At 60.5% G+C, this 17,618-nt stretch carries 13 protein-coding genes; 6 read left to right on the plus strand and 7 right to left on the minus strand.

The features are described 5' to 3' along the window. Positions 1–173: 173 nt before the first annotated feature. A complete protein-coding gene (locus ACL2XO_RS01735; protein WP_413742064.1) occupies positions 174–1,832 on the plus strand; it encodes a cyclic peptide export ABC transporter in 1,659 nt (552 codons plus the stop codon). A gap of 57 nt (positions 1,833–1,889) precedes the next feature. On the opposite strand, the gene ACL2XO_RS01740 is transcribed toward ACL2XO_RS01735, so the two are convergent. Beyond that, on the minus strand, positions 1,890–2,117 hold the full coding sequence (locus tag ACL2XO_RS01740; protein ID WP_165934292.1) for a DUF3500 domain-containing protein: 228 nt from the start codon (positions 2,115–2,117) through the stop codon (positions 1,890–1,892). Positions 2,118–2,517: 400 nt separating this feature from the next. On the opposite strand from ACL2XO_RS01740, the gene ACL2XO_RS01745 reads away from it, so the two are divergent. The 5 genes from ACL2XO_RS01745 to kdpD all read left to right on the plus strand — a co-directional run bounded on the left by ACL2XO_RS01745 (position 2,518) and on the right by kdpD (position 9,745). Further along, on the plus strand, positions 2,518–2,607 hold the full coding sequence (locus tag ACL2XO_RS01745; protein WP_132924009.1) for a potassium-transporting ATPase subunit F: 90 nt from the start codon (positions 2,518–2,520) through the stop codon (positions 2,605–2,607). Next, positions 2,607–4,292 (plus strand): potassium-transporting ATPase subunit KdpA, encoded by a 1,686-nt coding sequence (gene kdpA, locus ACL2XO_RS01750; protein WP_413742065.1) that lies wholly within the window; start codon positions 2,607–2,609, stop codon positions 4,290–4,292. Before ACL2XO_RS01745 ends, kdpA begins: the two co-directional genes overlap by 1 nt. An 18-nt stretch (positions 4,293–4,310) precedes the next feature. Continuing rightward, complete coding sequence (gene kdpB, locus ACL2XO_RS01755) at positions 4,311–6,359, plus strand: potassium-transporting ATPase subunit KdpB (protein WP_203524527.1); 2,049 nt, start codon at positions 4,311–4,313, stop codon at positions 6,357–6,359. A gap of 16 nt (positions 6,360–6,375) precedes the next feature. Further along, complete coding sequence (gene kdpC, locus ACL2XO_RS01760; RefSeq protein WP_203524552.1) at positions 6,376–6,951, plus strand: potassium-transporting ATPase subunit KdpC; 576 nt, start codon at positions 6,376–6,378, stop codon at positions 6,949–6,951. Positions 6,952–7,054: 103 nt separating this feature from the next. Continuing rightward, the gene (gene kdpD / locus ACL2XO_RS01765) at positions 7,055–9,745 is read left to right on the plus strand and encodes a two-component system sensor histidine kinase KdpD (RefSeq protein ID WP_413742066.1); all 2,691 of its coding nucleotides are present in this window, start codon (positions 7,055–7,057) and stop codon (positions 9,743–9,745) included. Positions 9,746–9,846: 101 nt separating this feature from the next. Here kdpD and malZ read toward each other — a convergent pair whose 3' ends face one another. The 6 genes from malZ to ACL2XO_RS01795 form a co-directional block, all read right to left on the minus strand. After that, the gene (malZ, locus tag ACL2XO_RS01770) at positions 9,847–11,883 is read right to left on the minus strand and encodes a maltodextrin glucosidase (protein ID WP_413742067.1); all 2,037 of its coding nucleotides are present in this window, start codon (positions 11,881–11,883) and stop codon (positions 9,847–9,849) included. A gap of 310 nt (positions 11,884–12,193) precedes the next feature. Further along, positions 12,194–13,177: a spore coat protein U domain-containing protein gene (locus ACL2XO_RS01775; RefSeq protein ID WP_413726220.1), complete on the minus strand. Its 984-nt coding sequence runs from the start codon at positions 13,175–13,177 to the stop codon at positions 12,194–12,196. 12 nt (positions 13,178–13,189) lie between these two features. Then, positions 13,190–15,586: a fimbria/pilus outer membrane usher protein gene (locus ACL2XO_RS01780; RefSeq protein WP_413742068.1), complete on the minus strand. Its 2,397-nt coding sequence runs from the start codon at positions 15,584–15,586 to the stop codon at positions 13,190–13,192. A 4-nt stretch (positions 15,587–15,590) separates the two neighbouring features. Continuing rightward, positions 15,591–16,319: a molecular chaperone gene (locus ACL2XO_RS01785; RefSeq protein WP_413742069.1), complete on the minus strand. Its 729-nt coding sequence runs from the start codon at positions 16,317–16,319 to the stop codon at positions 15,591–15,593. Between the two features lie 20 nt (positions 16,320–16,339). Further along, complete coding sequence (locus tag ACL2XO_RS01790) at positions 16,340–16,864, minus strand: spore coat U domain-containing protein (RefSeq protein ID WP_413726223.1); 525 nt, start codon at positions 16,862–16,864, stop codon at positions 16,340–16,342. A gap of 27 nt (positions 16,865–16,891) precedes the next feature. Next, entirely contained in the window at positions 16,892–17,458 is a 567-nt protein-coding gene (locus ACL2XO_RS01795) for a spore coat U domain-containing protein (protein WP_132924002.1), read from the minus strand. Positions 17,459–17,618 lie beyond the last annotated feature (160 nt).

Raw genomic sequence — 17,618 nt, forward strand, 5'->3', positions numbered from 1 at the left:
AACATCGCCGGACGGACAGTTGCTGTCTTTCCGGCGTATTTTTTGGGGGAATCCCGCCGAGCGGACAGGGGAATGGGTGACGCGGCCATCAAGGCAATTACAATGGCCGACATGGATTATAAGCTAATATTCAGCCGCTGTTATGCAAGCCGGCCGCTGTCTGGAGTGTGGTTATGCGTACCTTGTTACAGTTGGCCCGTGATGCCGGAGGATTATTATTGCTGGCATTGATTGCCAGCGTGGTGAGTGGATTCAGCAATGCGTCGCTCATAGCCCTGATCAACAAAACCCTCACCGTCGAGGCGGATGGATTGGCGTTGCTGGGACGGACCTTTATCGCGCTGACCCTGCTGATGCTTATCACCCGCGTGCTGTCCGAAACGGTATTTATGTATCTTGGCCAGCGCGCCAAAGCCCGGCTGCGCAACGAGGTGGTGGCCTGTATCGGCGACGCCGGCCTGCAAAGCGTCGAGAGCCTGGGCATGTCGCGGGCGATGGCGGTGCTGACGCAGGATTTGGATACTATCGTGGTGTTTTTTGTCGGCCTGCCCAACCTGGTGATGTATGGGGCGGTGATCGCCGGCTGCCTGTGCTACCTCGGTCTGCTCTCCTGGCCGGTATTGCTGTGCGCCCTGGTGACCATCACGTTGGGTTCGCTGGGCTTCTGGCTGATTCATGGCCGGGCGCTGACGCTGCTACGCAGTTCCCGGCGGCGCGAGGATACGCTGCTGCATCTGTTTCGCGCGCTGTTTGATGGCGTGAAAGAGCTCAAGCTCAACCCCGTCCGCCGCCGGCGGTTTATCAATAACGAAGTGGCGACAAATATCGAAGCGGTGCGCGCAGAACGCACCCGCGGTTATGTGCTGTATGGCATGGCCACCAGCTGGGGCAGCTTCCTGTTTTTTGCCTTTATCGGCGGCGTGCTGTTCTTGCTCGGACGCTGGCTCCCCCTTAGCCATCCGGTGATAACCGGCTATGCGATGGTTTTTCTGTATATGATTATCCCCATCGAAGGGCTGCTGTCCGCCCTGCCGAACATCGCCACCGCGCGAGTGGCGCTGGCGCGTATCCAGGACGTGCGGCGGCAATTGCCGGCAGAGCCCCTCCAGCGCGGCGCGCCGATGCCGGCGTTGAAAAGCCTTTCCCTTTGCGGCGTTACCCACCATTACCGGCGTGAACTGGATAACGCCTCTTTCCTGCTCGGCCCCATAACCCTGGCCTTACGGCCCGGCGAACTGACGTTTGTCATCGGCGGCAACGGCAGCGGCAAAACCACCTTGGCCAAACTGCTGGTGGGACTTTATCCCCCGGAGGAGGGCGTTATCCTGCTTAACGGCGAGCCTGTGGGCGAAGCGGACTGGGAACGCTACCGCCAGTGTTTCTCGGTGGTGTTCAGCGATTTTTATCTTTTCGATGATGTCAGCAGCGAACGTCCCGCCGATGACGGACAAATATCAACGCTGCTGGCGGCGCTGCAGCTGGAGCACAAGGTCAGCATCCGGCAGGGGCGGTTTTCAACCACCGCCCTGTCCCAAGGCCAGCGCAAGCGTTTGGCGCTGTTGCTGGCCTGGACCGAAGATCGCCCTTTCTATCTGTTCGATGAATGGGCAGCCGATCAGGACCCCGCCTTTAAAGCGGTGTTTTACCGACAAATTTTGCCCGATCTGAAAGCCCGGGGGAAAACCGTACTGGTGATAACCCATGACGATGCCTATTTCCCCTCGGCGGACCGGCTTATCAAGCTGGACGCCGGCCAGATAGTCTCGGATATCAGACAGGAGGGGCCGGTATGGGATAACAGCCGGCTCCACGCCGGGCAATCGGGAGGCTAGGCGGCGCATGCCGGGTTCTTTGCCGGCGCCGCGAACGGTTGGCCGTGCCGGTTTATTTTATCGGGTGCCGGTGTTTTTTACCGGCGCGCAATGGGGCGGTTGACTCAAGGCTTTACCGGCCTGCAATTTGCTGTTTATCTGCAGCAGGATTTCCGGATGCGCCAATAGATATTCGGCGGCGATTTTGCCTATTTGCGCCTGTTGTTCCGGTGAAAGTTCAGACGTGTCATCGGGAAATTCCGGTGCCGGCACCGGCGATATAGCCAGTGCGGCCTCGGCTGCCATTAAGCACGGTATTAATATAAGAATATTAATCAGCAGAGTTTTCATTGTCGTCGTCCTCAAGGACCTGACGTCGTCATAGACCGGGAGCGGGTCCGTCGCTTTCATTCCACTGCTATTCAATGGCGATGAAATAGATATTTCCGGTAAAGAAATACCCCCTATTAACGCATCATAATTAACTTAATCGGTGTGAAATAAAAAAGCCGTAAAAATCGCTCTTGAGAGTATAAAATTTTTGTATAAATCGGTGCGGCTGAATTAAAAGATATATTAATTGAAAGTGTTGGGAAGAGGGACCATTTTTATATTATTTTTACACGCCGCGCCATTATTTTTACGCGGCCTTTTCATTCAAAACATTACACTCAATCCTACCTCAATTCCCCTGTGGAGACGCATTGTGAATTTTTCACTGCTCGCCGGCATTGTGCTGGTGTTTTTATTGCTGGGCTATTTGATTTACGCCCTGGTTAAGGCGGAGGAGTTCTGATGGCTGCCAGCGCATTTTTATTGCTCGCCGGTTATATGGTGGTGTTGATGATTTTGGCCCGTCCTTTGGGCCGGGGACTGACGGGACTGATTAATGACCGACCGGCGCCGGGTTTCGCCGGGGTCGAGCGGCTGATATGGCGCGTATGCGGCATCGGCACCGACAGTATGCGGTGGAGCGGTTATTTATGGGCCGTCCTGTTATTTAATGCCTTGGGTATCCTGATTCTGTTCGTTCTGTTGCTGTTACAGGGGATACTGCCGCTGAATCCGCAGCACCTGCCCGGCCTGTCCTGGCATTTGGCGCTTAATACCGCCATCAGTTTTGCCAGTAATACCGACTGGCAATCCTATGGCGGCGAAAGCACCATGAGTTATTTCAGCCAGATGGCCGGACTGACGGTACAGAACTTTTTGTCGGCGGCCACCGGTATCGCCGTGGCCTTCGCGCTGATCCGGGGGTTCGCCAATCGTTCGGTGGCGACGCTGGGCAACGCCTGGCGGGATATCTACCGTATCACCCTCTATGTACTGTTGCCGATTTCGCTGATTATCGCCCTGATTTTCATCAGCCAGGGCACACCGCAGAATTGGGCGGATTACCTGCCGATACACACCCTTGAAGGCGCGAAGCAAATCCTGCCCATGGGGCCGGTGGCTTCGCAGGAAGCCATCAAAATGCTGGGCACCAACGGCGGCGGCTTTTTTAACGTGAACTCCGCTCATCCGTTCGAAAACCCCGATGCCTTGACCAATTTTATTCAAATGCTCGCCATTTTCCTGATTCCCGCCGCGCTCTGTTTCGCTTTTGGCGATGCCGTTCGCGACCGGCGCCAGGGAAACGCCTTGTTGTGGGCCATGTCGGTGATGTTTATCGCGGCGGCGGTGGCGGTGATGTGGGCCGAACTGAACGGTAATCCGCATTTGCTGGCCCTCGGCGCCGACAGCGCCATCAATATGGAGGGCAAAGAAACCCGCTTCGGTATCCTCAATTCCAGCCTGTTTGCCACCATTACCACGGCCGCGTCCTGCGGGGCGGTGAATGCCATGCACGATTCGTTCACCGCGCTGGGCGGCATGGTGCCGATGTGGCTGATTCAGCTTGGTGAAGTGATATTCGGCGGCGTGGGCTCCGGCCTGTACGGCATGCTGCTGTTCGTGCTGCTGGCGGTATTCATCGCCGGGCTGATGATTGGCCGTACGCCGGAATATCTGGGTAAAAAAATCGATGTATGGGAAATGAAAATGACCGCCCTGGCTATCCTTATCACCCCGTCGCTGGTCCTGTTGGGCACGGCCTTGGCCATGATGACCGCCGCCGGCCGCGGCGGAATGTCGAACCCAGGTACCCATGGTTTCAGCGAGGTGCTCTATGCCGTCTCTTCCGCCGCCAATAATAACGGCAGCGCCTTCGCCGGCCTAAGCACCAATACGCCGTTCTGGAACATGTTGCTGGCGGTGTGCATGCTGCTGGGCCGCTATGGGCCCATTGTGCCGGTGATGGCCATTGCCGGTTCGCTGGCGGTAAAAAAAGTGCAGCCGGTGGGCAACGGAACCTTGCCGACGCACGGTGTGCTGTTTATTTCGCTGCTGGTAGGCACAGTGATGCTGGTGGGCGCGCTGACATTTATCCCCGCCCTGGCGCTCGGCCCGATCGCGGAACATCTGCAATTGTTAGGTCATTAATCGCCGGAGAAATTTTCCATGAGTCGTAATCAAAAGTCATTGTTTGACGCGGCGTTAGTGCGTGTCGCCATGGTGGATGCCGTTAAAAAGCTGGACCCGCGGGTACAGTTCCGCAATCCGGTGATGTTTGTTGTTTATTTAGGCAGTATTTTAACCGCGCTACTGTCCGTGGGGATGGTGGCGAGGCTGGTGGCCGGGTCCGCCGGTTTTTCGGCGGCTATCTCCGTTTGGCTGTGGTTTACCGTGCTGTTCGCCAACTTTGCCGAAGCGCTGGCGGAAGGCCGCAGCAAGGCCCAAGCGGAAAGCCTGCGCGGGGTGCGAAAAAGCAATTGGGCCAAGAAGCTCTCCCAGCCTCATCATGACGCCGAACAACACAAAGTCGCGGCGGATTCATTGCGCAAAGGGGACGTGGTGCTGGCGGAAGCGGGGGATATTATCCCCTGCGACGGCGAGGTGCTGGAAGGGGGGGCCTCGGTGGACGAAAGCGCCATCACCGGTGAATCCGCGCCGGTCATCCGCGAGGCGGGAGGTGATTTTGCCTCCGTCACCGGCGGGACGAGGATTTTATCCGACTGGCTGGTGATTCGCTGCAGCGTCAACCCCGGCGAAACTTTCCTCGACCGCATGATTGCCATGGTGGAGGGGGCCAAGCGCCGCAAGACCCCTAATGAGATCGCCCTCACCATACTGCTGGTATCGCTGACCATTGTTTTATATTTAGCCACCGTCACGCTGTGGCCATTTTCCGCCTGGGGCGGCGAGCCGGTGAGCGTCACGGTGCTGGTGGCCTTATTGGTGTGCCTGATCCCCACTACCATCGGCGGTTTGCTGTCCGCCATCGGCGTGGCAGGCATGAGCCGGATGCTGGGGGCCAATGTGATCGCCACCAGCGGCCGCGCCGTCGAAGCGGCGGGGGATATTGACGTTTTGCTGCTGGATAAAACCGGCACCATTACGCTTGGGAACCGGCAGGCCACCCGGTTCGTCCCGGCGGCGGGCGTCAGCGAGCAGCAAATGGCCGCCGCCGCGCAGCTGGCGTCCCTGGCGGATGAAACGCCGGAAGGCCGCAGCATCGTGGTGCTGGCGAAGCAGAAATACAATCTTCGGGAGCTCGATATACAGAGTCTGGATGCCACCTTTATTCCTTTCTCGGCCCAGACCCGCATGAGCGGGGTGAATTTACAGCAGCGCATGATTCGCAAGGGGGCGGTGGATTCCATTCGCCGGCATATCGAATCCAACGGCGGCCGTTTTCCCGTTGAAGTGACCCGTATGGTGGAAGAGGTGGCGCGCGGCGGCGGCACGCCCCTAGTGGTATCGGAAGATGCCAGGGTGATGGGGGTGGTGGCGCTAAAGGATATTGTTAAGGGCGGTATTAAAGAGCGTTTCGCCGAACTGCGCCGCATGGGTATCAAGACCGTGATGATTACCGGCGACAATCCGCTGACCGCGGCGGCAATCGCCGCCGAGGCGGGAGTAGATGATTTCCTGTCGGAAGCCACGCCGGAAGCCAAGCTGGCGCTCATCCGTCAATACCAGGCCGAAGGGCGGCTGGTGGCAATGACCGGCGACGGCACCAACGACGCCCCGGCCCTGGCCCAGGCGGATGTGGCGGTGGCCATGAACTCCGGCACCCAGGCGGCCAAGGAGGCGGGCAATATGGTGGATCTGGATTCCAATCCCACCAAACTGCTGGAAGTGGTGCATATCGGCAAACAGATGCTGATGACCCGCGGCTCCCTGACCACCTTTAGTATCGCCAACGACGTTGCCAAGTATTTCGCCATTATTCCGGCGGCCTTTGCCGTGACCTATCCGGAGCTGAACCGGCTGAATGTGATGCATTTGCACTCCCCCGGTTCGGCAATATTGTCGGCGGTGATCTTTAACGCGCTGGTGATTGTGTTCCTGATCCCCCTGGCGCTGAAGGGAATCAGTTACCACCCCATGAGCGCCGCCGCGCTGCTGCGCCGTAATCTGCTGATTTACGGTCTGGGCGGCCTGCTGGTGCCTTTCGTCGGCATCAAGCTTATCGATATTGTGCTGACCGTCGCGGGCCTGGCCTAAAAAAAGAGGAATTATGATGAGTCAATTACGTCCGGCCGTGCTGTTAATGATATTGCTGACGCTGATGACCGGCGCCGTGTATCCGCTGCTCACCGGCGCGCTGGGGCAGTGGTGGTTCCCCGGCCAAGCCCAGGGTTCGCTGTTGGATATCGGCGGTGAAATACGCGGTTCCACCCTGATCGGACAGTCCTTTGTCCGTCCGGAATATTTTCAGGGCCGTCCGTCCGCCACGTCGGATTCCCCCTATAATGCATTGGCGTCCTCCGGCAGTAATCTGGCGGCGGGCAATCCGGATCTGGACAAGGCGTTTAAACAGCGTATAGCCGATCTGCGCGCCGCCAACCCTCTGGCCGCCCCGGCGGTACCGGTGGATCTGGTTGCCGCTTCCGGCAGCGGGCTGGACCCGGAGATTTCCCCCGCCGCCGCCCAATGGCAGGCGCAGCGGGTAGCGGCGGCGCGCCGGCTGCCCCTGGAAACGGTGCAGCGGCTGATTGAGGAAAACACCTCTCGTCCGCCGCTTTATTTTCTCGGCGACCCGGCGGTGAATGTGCTGGAGCTGAATATCGCCTTGGATTCCGTGCCGCGGCCATAATAAGGCGGAGCGAGAGAAAAGCCGACCGTCCGCGCGGGTGCGTGGGCGGTCTTGTTGGTAAACGCTGCGCCGTCCTGTTTCCACCAGCCGGCAAGGAGCCTGTATGAACGAGGAGCAACAGCGTCCCGATCCCGATGCGCTGTTAGTGCAAGCCGGGAATCCGCGCCGCGGCAAGCTCAAAGTCTATTTCGGCGCCTGCGCCGGGGTGGGCAAAACCTGGGCGATGCTGCAGGAGGCGCGCCGTCTGCGCGCTCAGGGGCTGGATGTGCTGGTGGGGGTGGTGGAAACCCACGGCCGGGCGGAAACCGCGGCGCAGCTGGAAGGACTTGCGGTCCTGCCCAGGCGGGCCGCAGGCCGGCACCGGCATCAGGAGTTCGATCTGGATGCGGCGCTGGCCCGCAGGCCGGCGGTCATCCTGATGGATGAGCTGGCGCACACCAATGCCCGCGGCTCCCGCCATCCGAAGCGCTGGCAGGACGTTGACGAACTGCTTAATGCCGGTATCGATGTCATCACCACGGTGAATGTCCAGCATCTGGAGAGCCTGAACGATATCGTCAGCGGCGTGACCGGCATCCGGGTGCGCGAAACCGTGCCGGATCCCTTTTTCGACTCCGCCGATGAAGTGGTGCTGGTGGATCTGCCCCCCGACGATCTGCTGCAACGGCTGAAAGAGGGCAAAGTGTATATCGGCGATCGCGCCGAACGGGCCATTGAGAACTTTTTCCGTAAAGGCAATCTGTTCGCTTTGCGGGAACTGGCGTTGCGCCGCACCGCCGATCGGGTGGACTTACAAATGCGCGCCTGGCGGGACGTCCAGGGCCGGGAAAAAGTCTGGCATACCCGGGATGCCATTCTGCTGTGCATCGGCAATAACGCCGGCAGCGAGAAACTGGTGCGCACCGCCGCCCGGCTGGCGGCCAAGCTCGGCAGCGTCTGGCATGCCGTGTATGTGGAAACGCCGGTATCGCACCGCCTGGCCGAACCGCGCCGCCGCGCTATTTTGCGTACCCTGCGGCTGGCCCAGGACCTGGGGGCGGAAACGTCCACCCTGTCGGACCCTGATGAAGTCAGGGCGGTGCTGCGCTACGCCCGGGAGCACAATCTCGGTAAAATCATCATCGGCCGGCGTCCGGCGCGGCGCTGGCGGCGGGACAGTTTCGCCGATCGGCTGGGGCGGCTCGGCCTGGACCTTGATCTGGTGATCGTGGCCCTGGATGAGCGGGTGGAAGCCGCTCCCGGCCCGCTGCAGGATAACCGGTCGTTTATCGATAAATGGCGGGTGCAGCTGCGGGGCTGCGTCGCGGCGATGCTGCTCTGCGCGCTGATTACCCTCGGCGGCAAATGGCTGTTGCCCGGCGTGGATGCCGTTAACCTGGTAATGATTTATCTGCTGGGGGTGGTGATCGTCGCCCTGCGTTACGGCCGCTGGCCTTCGGTGGTGGCGACGGTGCTGAACATCGTGGTTTTCGACATGGTGTTTGTCGCGCCTACCGGCACCATGGCGGTGTCGGACGTGCAGTATCTGGTGACGTTCGGCGTGATGCTGGCGGTGGGCATCATCATCGGCAATCTGACGGCGGGGGTCCGTTATCAGGCACGGGTGGCGCGCTACCGGGAACAGCGGGCCCGGCATCTTTATGAAATGTCCCGCGCGTTGAGCAGCGCCCGGGACGTGAACGATATCGTCGCCACCTGCCAGCGCATTATCAATATCACCCTGCAGGCGCGCAGCGAGCTGTTATTGCCTCGGGAAAACGGCGATCTCGGCCGGGTGGGTGAAACCAACCTTACCTCGATTCCCGACCGCGCCATCGCCCGCTGGAGTTTTGACCGGGGCCTGCCCGCCGGCGCCGGTACGGATACGCTGCCGGGGGTTCCCTGGCAGATGTTGCCGCTCAAGACCACCGGCAACGTTCTCGGCCTGTTGGTGATTGAGCCGGCGAATCTGCGCCAGCTGATGATCCCCGAGCAGCAGCGCATGCTGGAAACCTTCACCGTGCTGCTGGCCGGGGCGCTGGAGCGCATGGAACTCACCCGGCGCGAAGAGCGCGCCCGGCTGTCCGCCGAACGGGAAGAGCTGCGCAATTCCCTGCTGGCGGCCCTGTCCCATGATTTGCGCACGCCGCTGACGGTGCTGTTCGGCCAGTCGGAAATCCTGACGCTGGATTTGGCGGCGGAAGGCTCGAAGTACGCGCCGCAGGCCAGCCAGATTCGCCAGCAGACCCTCAGCACCATTCGTCTGGTGAACAATCTGCTGGATATGGCGCGAATTCAGTCGGGGGGTATCAATCTGCGGGCGGAGTGGGTGGCGCTGGAAGAGGTGGTGGGCGGCACGCTGAAAATCATGGAGCCGTTGCTGAACGGCCGCCAGGTCCAGCTCGATCTGCCGGACCATCTGCTGTTGATTAACGCCGACGGTCCATTGCTGGAACGGGTATTCAACAACCTGCTGGAGAATGCCCTAAAATACGCCGGCGAGCACGCCCAACTGGGTATCCGGGCCGAACAGCGCCAGGATCGGCTGGAAATCGAAGTCTGGGACAGCGGCCCCGGTATTCCGGAAGGGCAGGAAACCGCCATTTTCGAAAAATTCGCCCGCGGCACCAAGGAATCTGCGGTGCCCGGCGTGGGATTGGGCCTGGCCATCTGCAAAGCCATCGTTGAAATGCACGGCGGACATATTCGCGCCGGCAACCGGCCGGAAGGGGGCGCCTGCTTTTATATTCAACTGCCCATGGGGCAGCCGCCCGCGCTGCCGGAAGAGCAGGAGGAAACGCTTCCGCCGGAGTGATGTGTCCGCCGGCAGGCCGCCGTTATCCTTTCCGCGACGCCTGCCTTCGTTGTGCGAGTAACGCGCAGCGGGAGCGCCACTGCCATACGGCTTACGTGCGGCTAAGCAGGGTCTGCGGCCAGGCGGAGCCTTTGCCCCGCCTTGCCCCGCCACAGGGTGACGCTGTCTTCCGGCAGCACCAGCCCGTCGCTGGTCTGGATCCCCTCCCCCTCAAGCCGTTGCCACGCCACGCCGGACAGCAGCGGAGACCAGGGCAGCGTCGCCTGCCCCCCCTCGCCGCGCTGCAATGCCACCAGGATCCGTTCCTGCTGATAGACCCGCACGAACACCAGCAGGCCTTCCCGGGCAATCACTACCTGGCAGCCGCCGTAACGCAGCGCCGGGCTGTCGTGCCGTAACCAGGCCAGGCGGCGGTACAGTCCCAGCAGCGCCTGGTCCTGATCCGCCTCATGCCAGGGGAAGGGTTTACGGCAAAACGGGTCGTTGCCGCCGTCCAATCCCACCTCATCGCCGTAATAGATACAGGGCGCCCCCGGCCAGCAGAACAGCCAGACCACTCCAAGCGCCAGACGGCGGCCATGGCTGCCGAGCACCGTGATAAAGCGCGGGGTATCGTGACTGTCCAACTGATTGAACATGCGCAGCTGCTGCTGATGGGACAATCCGGCGCGGTACTCCTCCAGCCACCGGGCGCACTCCTGCGCCGTCAGCGAGATAGGATGGCCGGCGATATCTTTCCCGGCCAGAAAGGCCCATACCGGCAGGGTGAATCCGCGATAGTTCATCGCCGCGTCTTCCGCATCCGCCTGAAGCCAGGGGCGGGCGTCGCCAAAATGCTCTCCCACTATAAAGGACTGAGGGTTCACCGATTTTGCCGCCCGGGTGATGCCGTTGATGTGATGCAAATTGTTTTTCGCGCCGCCGGATTCTCCCAACATATGCGCCACGTCCAGCCGCCAGCCGTCTATTTGCCACGGAGGGCGCAGCCAGTGGCGCACCACGCTGTCCTTGCCGCTGTAGATTTCATGCACCAGCGCGGAAGAGGCATAATCGAGCTTCGGCAGGCTGGCATGGCCTTTCCAGTCCAGCGCCTCGCCTTCAGGAGTGAAGTTGTACCATTGCCGGTGGAGTGAGTCGGGGTGATGACAGGCGCCGCTACCTCCCTCGTCGTCACGATCGAACCACGGATGGGTCTCGCCGGTATGGTTGAATACGCCGTCCAGGATCAGGCGCATCCTAAGCCGTTGAGTGGCCTTGCGCAGCCGCAGCAGCGCCTGATCGCCGCCAAACCGTTCATCCACATGGCGGTAATCCTTGGTATCATACTTATGCACGCTGGGGGCGGAAAATATCGGGTTAAAATACAGGGCGGTCACGCCCAGCCGGGTCAGCCAAGGCAGCTTTGCCACCACGCCGTGCAGATCGCCGCCGAAAAAGGTGCCGGCGCTGCCATCTTCTTCAAAGTTTTGCCCCCAGCCCTGAGCGCACCCTGCCGACGGTTCACCCGGCAGAAAATCGTTATCCATCTCCGCTGTTGCCTGGCCGGGGCCGCGATTACCTGCTGCCGCTGCGGCCTGGTGGGGATCGCGATTTGACGCTGCCGTTACCGGCAGGACGTGGCCATGGTTATCGGCTGCCGCCGCGGCTTGGCGGGCCGCTCCCGGCTCGGCCGGCAGAGGATGGCGGCTGTCGGACGATATACCCCGCCCATAGGCGCCATTGAGATCGGCACCGGCGGCGAAGCGGTCGGTGAAAATCTGGTAGAACACCTGATCCGCCACCCATTGCGGACCGTTATCGGGCAGATCAACGGCAAATTGCGCCATCTGTCCGGGCGGCGCGGCGCTCCAGCCCAACGGCGTGAACCAGCTCTGGCTCTCTTGCCAGAGCAATTTAAAACAGTAACGCCGGCGCGGCTGCCCGGTGTCCAGCGGAATCTCGGTACGGTACCGCCGGCACCCCAGGCCGGACTGCTCCGGCAGAAGCTGCATAGGGAGCAGCCACTCTTCATTGTCCTGCTCATAACGCAGCAGCGCGGCATCCGGCAGTTCATCTCCCGCCAGCCACAAAGAGAGGATGAGATGCCGGTTACGCTTTTGCATAAAGGGCGCCACCGGAAGATGCCAGGCCTGCAACATACATAACCCTCTTTCTGATGCCTAAAACAACCTACTTTGCCATATATCCACCGGCCCGCCCTCCTCTCCCCCGAACGCAAACAGGGGGGAGCCGGGGGGAGGAGGCGGCAGGCCAGGCCCGCGATCACCGATGCTGAAGTGGGCGTGTTAAAGGGAGAGCGTGCTGATGGAGTCGAAGCGGGCATGGTTTTCCTGCCCGCCAGAGCGCCCCACAGCGCGCTAGGCCCGCCAACACCGGAGCCTGTAGCGGCGTGTTAAACGGAGGTCCGCCGCCAGACTTCCGGCACAGGGCAACGCGGCGGATGCCGGCTTAAAAAGAGAGATCCACCACCAGATTATCGCTATAGGTGCCGGCGGGCGGCGTGGCCTGGCCTGATAAAATTTGGGCCACATAGTTATAGGAACGCAGAGTGCCGTCGGTGCTGACGCCGCTGGCCAGGCTGCTGGACCAGCGATCGCCGCCGGTGTCGCCCCAGCGGCCGCCCCCGCTCCCTTTAAAAATATCATAGCTGATAAAGGAACCGCCATTGGCCATGTTCCGGACATTGTTCACCGCATTGTTGCCGTAATTCACTCCCACCGTATAGGTGCTGCCTTTGGTACAAATCACCGTAATGGACTGGGACACGGGACTGAACGCGGTAAGCAGCGGCGCATTGCCGAAGCTGATATTAGGGGCGGTAATCGTGGTGCAATCGTTGGTAATGGCAAGACTGACGGTCATGGGCACCACCGCGGAACCCGACTGGAGGCCGCCGGGCATGCACTGGCCCACGGCGCCGATGCCGGTACAAATCGCATAGCTGGTAAGCACATTCAGGGTGCCGCTATAGCTGCCGGCGGCCACGTTCTGGCCGGTAAGAGTGCGGATAAAAAGCGGAATGGAAAAATTCAATCCCCCCATCAGCCCGATCAGGTTAACCAACTGGCCGGAGTCATAGCTGGCCGGCGGACCGTTTACCGTCAGTTCCGTCGAGCAGTTGGCGGTGGAGCACAGCTGAATCGGGATCTGGTCGCCGCCGTTGTCATGTTTCAATACCGCACGGCCGCCGCTGATATGGGTTGCGCCGGTGAGCTGCAAACGGATGTAGTTGTCACCCAGCAGCGACAGGGTACTGCCCGAACCGCAGTTGAGATTGATATTGCCGCTGGCGGAGGAAACGCTGCTGTTAACGGTAAAGGATGTCACCGTACCCAGGCCGGCGGATGACGGAGGCAACTGGCAGGCGCCCTGGGCGCGCCAGCACAGGGCGATGGATAACATCATCAGGGCGGATAGCATTAAGCGGGTCATCACGGGGATTCCTCAGGGCAAAGGGGAAAGGGGGCAGGTCAGCGGCCCGTAGGTTTGCAATGGCCGGGGTTTGCCGCCGGGCAAGGCCAGAAACGCGGTACAACGGCGACCGTCCGGCGTGACGGCCCGCAGGCTATTCTCAGCGCCGAGATTATCCACCCAGGCGGTTCCGTCCCAGCCCACGTACTCTATGGACTGACCATCGCGCAATATTCGGCTGCCGGCCGGCAGAGGCTGGCCCTGTTGGTCGTGGAGAACGATCGCGGCGGCGCGCAGCGGTTCAATGGGAAAATGCAGCAAATAGCCGCTTCTGCGGCGCACCGCCACCCGCTGCTCAACGTTTTCCACCGACAGGTCGAGGGGCAGCGCCCGGGTATCGATATCGTATTTCGCCGGATAATAGGCGCTGATTCCCGGCACCAGCAGATAACCCTGTTCGTCGGTGCTTCCCACCAATTGATTTTCATAACGCACCGGAATATCGGGATAATCGGTTTTCACCAGGGCAAAGGCATTGCTTAATTGATCCGCCGCCAGCAAATGGCCGTCCATCAATACCAATGCGCCGTTCATATCGCCCCAAAGGGTGCCGCTGCCACCATAGCCGTACAATCCCGCCGAGGTTTTGAGGTGAGCATTGCGCCAGTTAAGAGTGGCCTGACGATAATCGCTCTCACGCTGCCGGCGGGCATAGGACAGATCCCAGCTAAAACCGCCGTCGCTGGGCATGGCGTGGGTTACCGATACGCGCTGGGCCGTGCCGCCGGGGCGATCGCGCTCCAGGCCGGCGCTGGCGCTGGCCCGCCCGCCGAAGGGGATCACCAGCGAGACGGCGCCGGAGCAGTCACGCTGCCCGGGGTCGTATGTGGCGGTGATAAACAGGCTGGATTCACGCCACAGGGATCTGCTCCAGGAAGCATTCCACAGGCGGATAGTTTCTCCCGCCGCGGTGCGGATATCGATATAGGTCGCGCCGACGCTGCCGTAGGGCTCCAGCGACAGGCTGGCATAATATTGCCCGCTGCGGCGATTGAGGGTCCAAAGGGCATCGGACATATGGTGCGCTCCGCTGTCCAGTATCGTCAGATTGCCGAAACGGCCGCTGCGCACCGTATGCCGCATACCCAAGCTGAAGTAGCGATTGTTGTAGTCATAACCCCAGTCATATTGGCCGCCATGGTCGCCGTACGTTCTGCTGTGGGTGACCGCGCCGTTCGCCACTCCCCACCGACCCAGCTTATACAGACTGCCCGCGCCCGCCAACGCCAGGGATTGCGCCCCTTCCGCATGGCTTTCCAGCGTCCATCCATCGTTAATACCCTGCCGGTAGGATCCGCTGGCCACCGGGATAGCGTAGTCGGCGTTGCGCAATCCGTAAGCCCGGCGCAGCGCGCCGGCGGCAAGGGAATAGTCCGGCAGGCCCGGCTTTAATAGACTGCTGGAAATATAAAAGGGCTGCGTGGTGGTGACCCGGCGGCCCAAGGCGTCGGTGGCCACCACCACCGCTTCCCCCGCCCCGTTAATGAAAGGCAGGTTATTGAAGGCGTACGGACCGGGCCGTACCTCGTTGCTGCCGGCCCGATAGCCGTCGACGAACAGATCAACCGTGGCGGGAACCGCCGCCCGTCCGGCAAACGAGGGCAAAGGGTAAGTCACGAGGTCCGGGCGCAGCGCAAAGTCCCTGGCGATTTGTATCCCGCCGATACGCACGCTGCCGCTCCATGACAGGGCATTGGTGATGACATCCCCGGCTTTCCAGCTTAAGGCGCTATCCTCTTCCTGATCGGCCCAGTAGGTGTCATAACGGATATAACCCTTGGCGGCGCTGCCCGTACCGGATAACGGCTGTTCAATTACGCCATCGGTGGAAAAATGCCCGAACCGGCCGAAAGCGCGCCATTCATTCCAGACGGCAACGCGCGTGGCGCCGCGATTGATGCGGCTGCCGTAGATATCATAATTGAGCAGGGCGCCGGTGCTGGTCAGCCCTTCATGTCGCGGGCTTCCCGGCGCGCCGGTAAAGGTTTGCTGCGGCAGCCATTCCGGCGGCACGGTTAATTTCAATAGCCGCCGTTGCCGGTCATAAATGACGTTCACCTGCGCCATGGCGGTGACGTCGGTTTCCACCGCCGCCAGCTGATCGGTGGGCAGCCCGGCCTGGGCCAAATCCGCCGAACGCAGCAGATAATGTCCGTTGTCGAACGCCACCGGCACAATCCTTCCGCTGTCGAAATCGTTGACCACCAGTTCCAGCATATGGCGCTGGCGCGTCTGGCCCGGAGCCAACGCCGGCGGCGGCGGGAGGGTATCGAAGGTTTCCGCGCCGCCGGCCAGGGGCGCGAGCAAGCCGCAATAGCCGGTAAGGGCCAAAGAGAAACGGCGCAGAGCAGGGCGAGGGGGCCGGTCCATAAAATCAATGGACGTCGGCCATACTGCGCCAGACGGTATTGCGGTTATCCAGGCTGGTTTCCAGCCACGCCTGCGGGGAGACCTTGTTTTTCAGCGGCCAGCGAAGGCTGGAGCCAGCCAGCACATAGCCCAGCAGCCCGTCGGTAAGGGTGTCATTACCCAGGCGTGTTTTGCTAAGCCGGGCATGTACGGGGCCGCCGTTGGTAATTTCCAGGTAGGGATTGCCTGACTCCATGACCATCCGCCAGCTCAGTATCGGCATCCCGCTATCAGGAGAACTTTGCCGGCCATAGGCAAACAGGGGAATGGAGTAACGCATCTGGAAATTAAGCGCATGGGATTTTTCATCCGGATGGCCGTAAGGGGTCGGAATCTCATCCAGCAGCACCCGGTAGGCCCGTTCCCGGTTCGCGGGGGGCGGCAGGCGCTTTATCAGCCTTATCAGCCGTTTTTGCCCTGATTCGAGCCGGATCATGGTGGGCAGGGGCTGGATATCTTGCTGGGTCGCATACTGTTCCCGGCCCGCCGTCTGGCGCCAGGCGTAGACCCTTACCTGCAGCAGGGTCGTGGCGTCGCCGCGGTTCTGCACCCAAAGTTCGGCGCCTTGGCTATTTTCGGTGATGACCGGATCCACCGGCCAGATAAGTACTGAATGGCCGGCCCCGGCCCGGACCGCCCACAAGAGGCATAACGCAAAAGCCGGCATCCATCCGCCGGCTGGCAAGATTTTCATCCGCAGTTCCCTTTGAAAAATCACCAGGACAGTACAACCGACAAGATATCGGTATAAGTCCCCCCCTGGTGGGTGCCGTCCAGTTGCAGTTGGCCGTAAATCGGTAACGTGATATTAGCGGCATTGGCAAAATCGACAGTCATAGACTGATTAACCGGGATTTCGCTGCCGGGAGTAAAGCCGGCGCTGGAGTAGAGCCGGTAAGCCACCCGGTCATTGCCGTTTAGCCGCATGAGGTTGCGGGTGGCGGTATAATGGCGGCCGCCGTCGATGCTGATGCTCAATGTCGTACCCGGCGTACAGGCGATGGTTAGGGCGGAGTTTTGCAGGAAAGCTGTACCCACCGGCCGGATATCGAGGGCCGAGTACGTGCCGAAATCCAAGGCACCCCATACCCCGCCGCCGCCCTCGATCTGGCAACCGGCCACCACGGAAGCCGATACCTGGAAGGATTGGCTGGGCAATGCCCGCGCCGGCCCGGCATACGGCGCAAGCAGGGCGGCGCACAGGGGAAGAAGCAAGGCGGGATGAAACCGCTTTTCCATGACCGGCATCTGGTGTGCTGACCGCGATTAATAAACTACTTGTACGTTAATGACATCGGTATAGGTGCCCGCCGGGATGGCGGTATTATTGCCGCCCTGGGTAATTCTTCCATACACCGGGAATATGGTGCCGTTAATGGGATCGGACGTGCCGGAGGGGATGAGGTTGGCATTGTTGGTGATGGGATTGTTGTACGCCGCGTCGTTATACAGGGTATAGGCAATGCCCTGGGTGGTGTCGTTGTTCAATACCATATAGCGCGGGCTGGTGCTTTGGGCGCCGTAAACCGTGCCGGGGGCGGAATTGCTGCCGGTAATTTGTACCGTATAGGTGGCGCCGTTACTGCAGCGGATACGAATACCGTTGCCGGTGGCGCCGGTCAGGGTGGCATTCAGGGTATCAAATGTCGCGGGAGAAACGCCGAAATCCAGCGTGCCGAAATTGGCATTGCTGGAGGCGGGATTACCGTTTATCAAACACCCGTTGGTGAGGGTCAGGGTTGCGTTTATCGTACCGTTGGTGGTGACCGCCCGGACCGGAATGACAAGCCAGATTCCCAGGGCGCAACCCATGGCTAAAAGCTTTATATTCATCTTATTTCCTTTTCAAAATAATGAACGCGCTCTTCGCCTGATGCTGAAAATAGGTTAATGGGTTAATGAGACTTAGCTAATTATATGACAGTAAAGAATCTTCGTGTTATGGATTTATAGAATATAGACGATTAAATTATTAGTATAAAATTTCAATAAA

The organism is Sodalis sp. RH15 (assembly GCF_047324255.1).
In the GTDB taxonomy this organism is placed as follows: domain Bacteria; phylum Pseudomonadota; class Gammaproteobacteria; order Enterobacterales; family Enterobacteriaceae; genus Acerihabitans; species Acerihabitans ligni.

What these genes read in the sequence shown, in the direction of transcription:
- ACL2XO_RS01735 (WP_413742064.1), top strand. Translation starts at nt 174, where the DNA reads ATGCGTACCTTGTTACAGTTGGCCCGTGATGCCGGAGGATTATTATTG.
- ACL2XO_RS01740 (WP_165934292.1), bottom strand. Translation starts at nt 2,117, where the DNA reads ATGGCAGCCGAGGCCGCACTGGCTATATCGCCGGTGCCGGCACCGGAA.
- kdpA (WP_413742065.1), top strand. Translation starts at nt 2,607, where the DNA reads ATGGCTGCCAGCGCATTTTTATTGCTCGCCGGTTATATGGTGGTGTTG.
- kdpB (WP_203524527.1), top strand. Translation starts at nt 4,311, where the DNA reads ATGAGTCGTAATCAAAAGTCATTGTTTGACGCGGCGTTAGTGCGTGTC.
- kdpC (WP_203524552.1), top strand. Translation starts at nt 6,376, where the DNA reads ATGAGTCAATTACGTCCGGCCGTGCTGTTAATGATATTGCTGACGCTG.
- kdpD (WP_413742066.1), top strand. Translation starts at nt 7,055, where the DNA reads ATGAACGAGGAGCAACAGCGTCCCGATCCCGATGCGCTGTTAGTGCAA.
- malZ (WP_413742067.1), bottom strand. Translation starts at nt 11,883, where the DNA reads ATGTTGCAGGCCTGGCATCTTCCGGTGGCGCCCTTTATGCAAAAGCGT.
- ACL2XO_RS01775 (WP_413726220.1), bottom strand. Translation starts at nt 13,177, where the DNA reads ATGACCCGCTTAATGCTATCCGCCCTGATGATGTTATCCATCGCCCTG.
- ACL2XO_RS01780 (WP_413742068.1), bottom strand. Translation starts at nt 15,586, where the DNA reads ATGGACCGGCCCCCTCGCCCTGCTCTGCGCCGTTTCTCTTTGGCCCTT.
- ACL2XO_RS01785 (WP_413742069.1), bottom strand. Translation starts at nt 16,319, where the DNA reads ATGAAAATCTTGCCAGCCGGCGGATGGATGCCGGCTTTTGCGTTATGC.
- ACL2XO_RS01790 (WP_413726223.1), bottom strand. Translation starts at nt 16,864, where the DNA reads ATGGAAAAGCGGTTTCATCCCGCCTTGCTTCTTCCCCTGTGCGCCGCC.
- ACL2XO_RS01795 (WP_132924002.1), bottom strand. Translation starts at nt 17,458, where the DNA reads ATGAATATAAAGCTTTTAGCCATGGGTTGCGCCCTGGGAATCTGGCTT.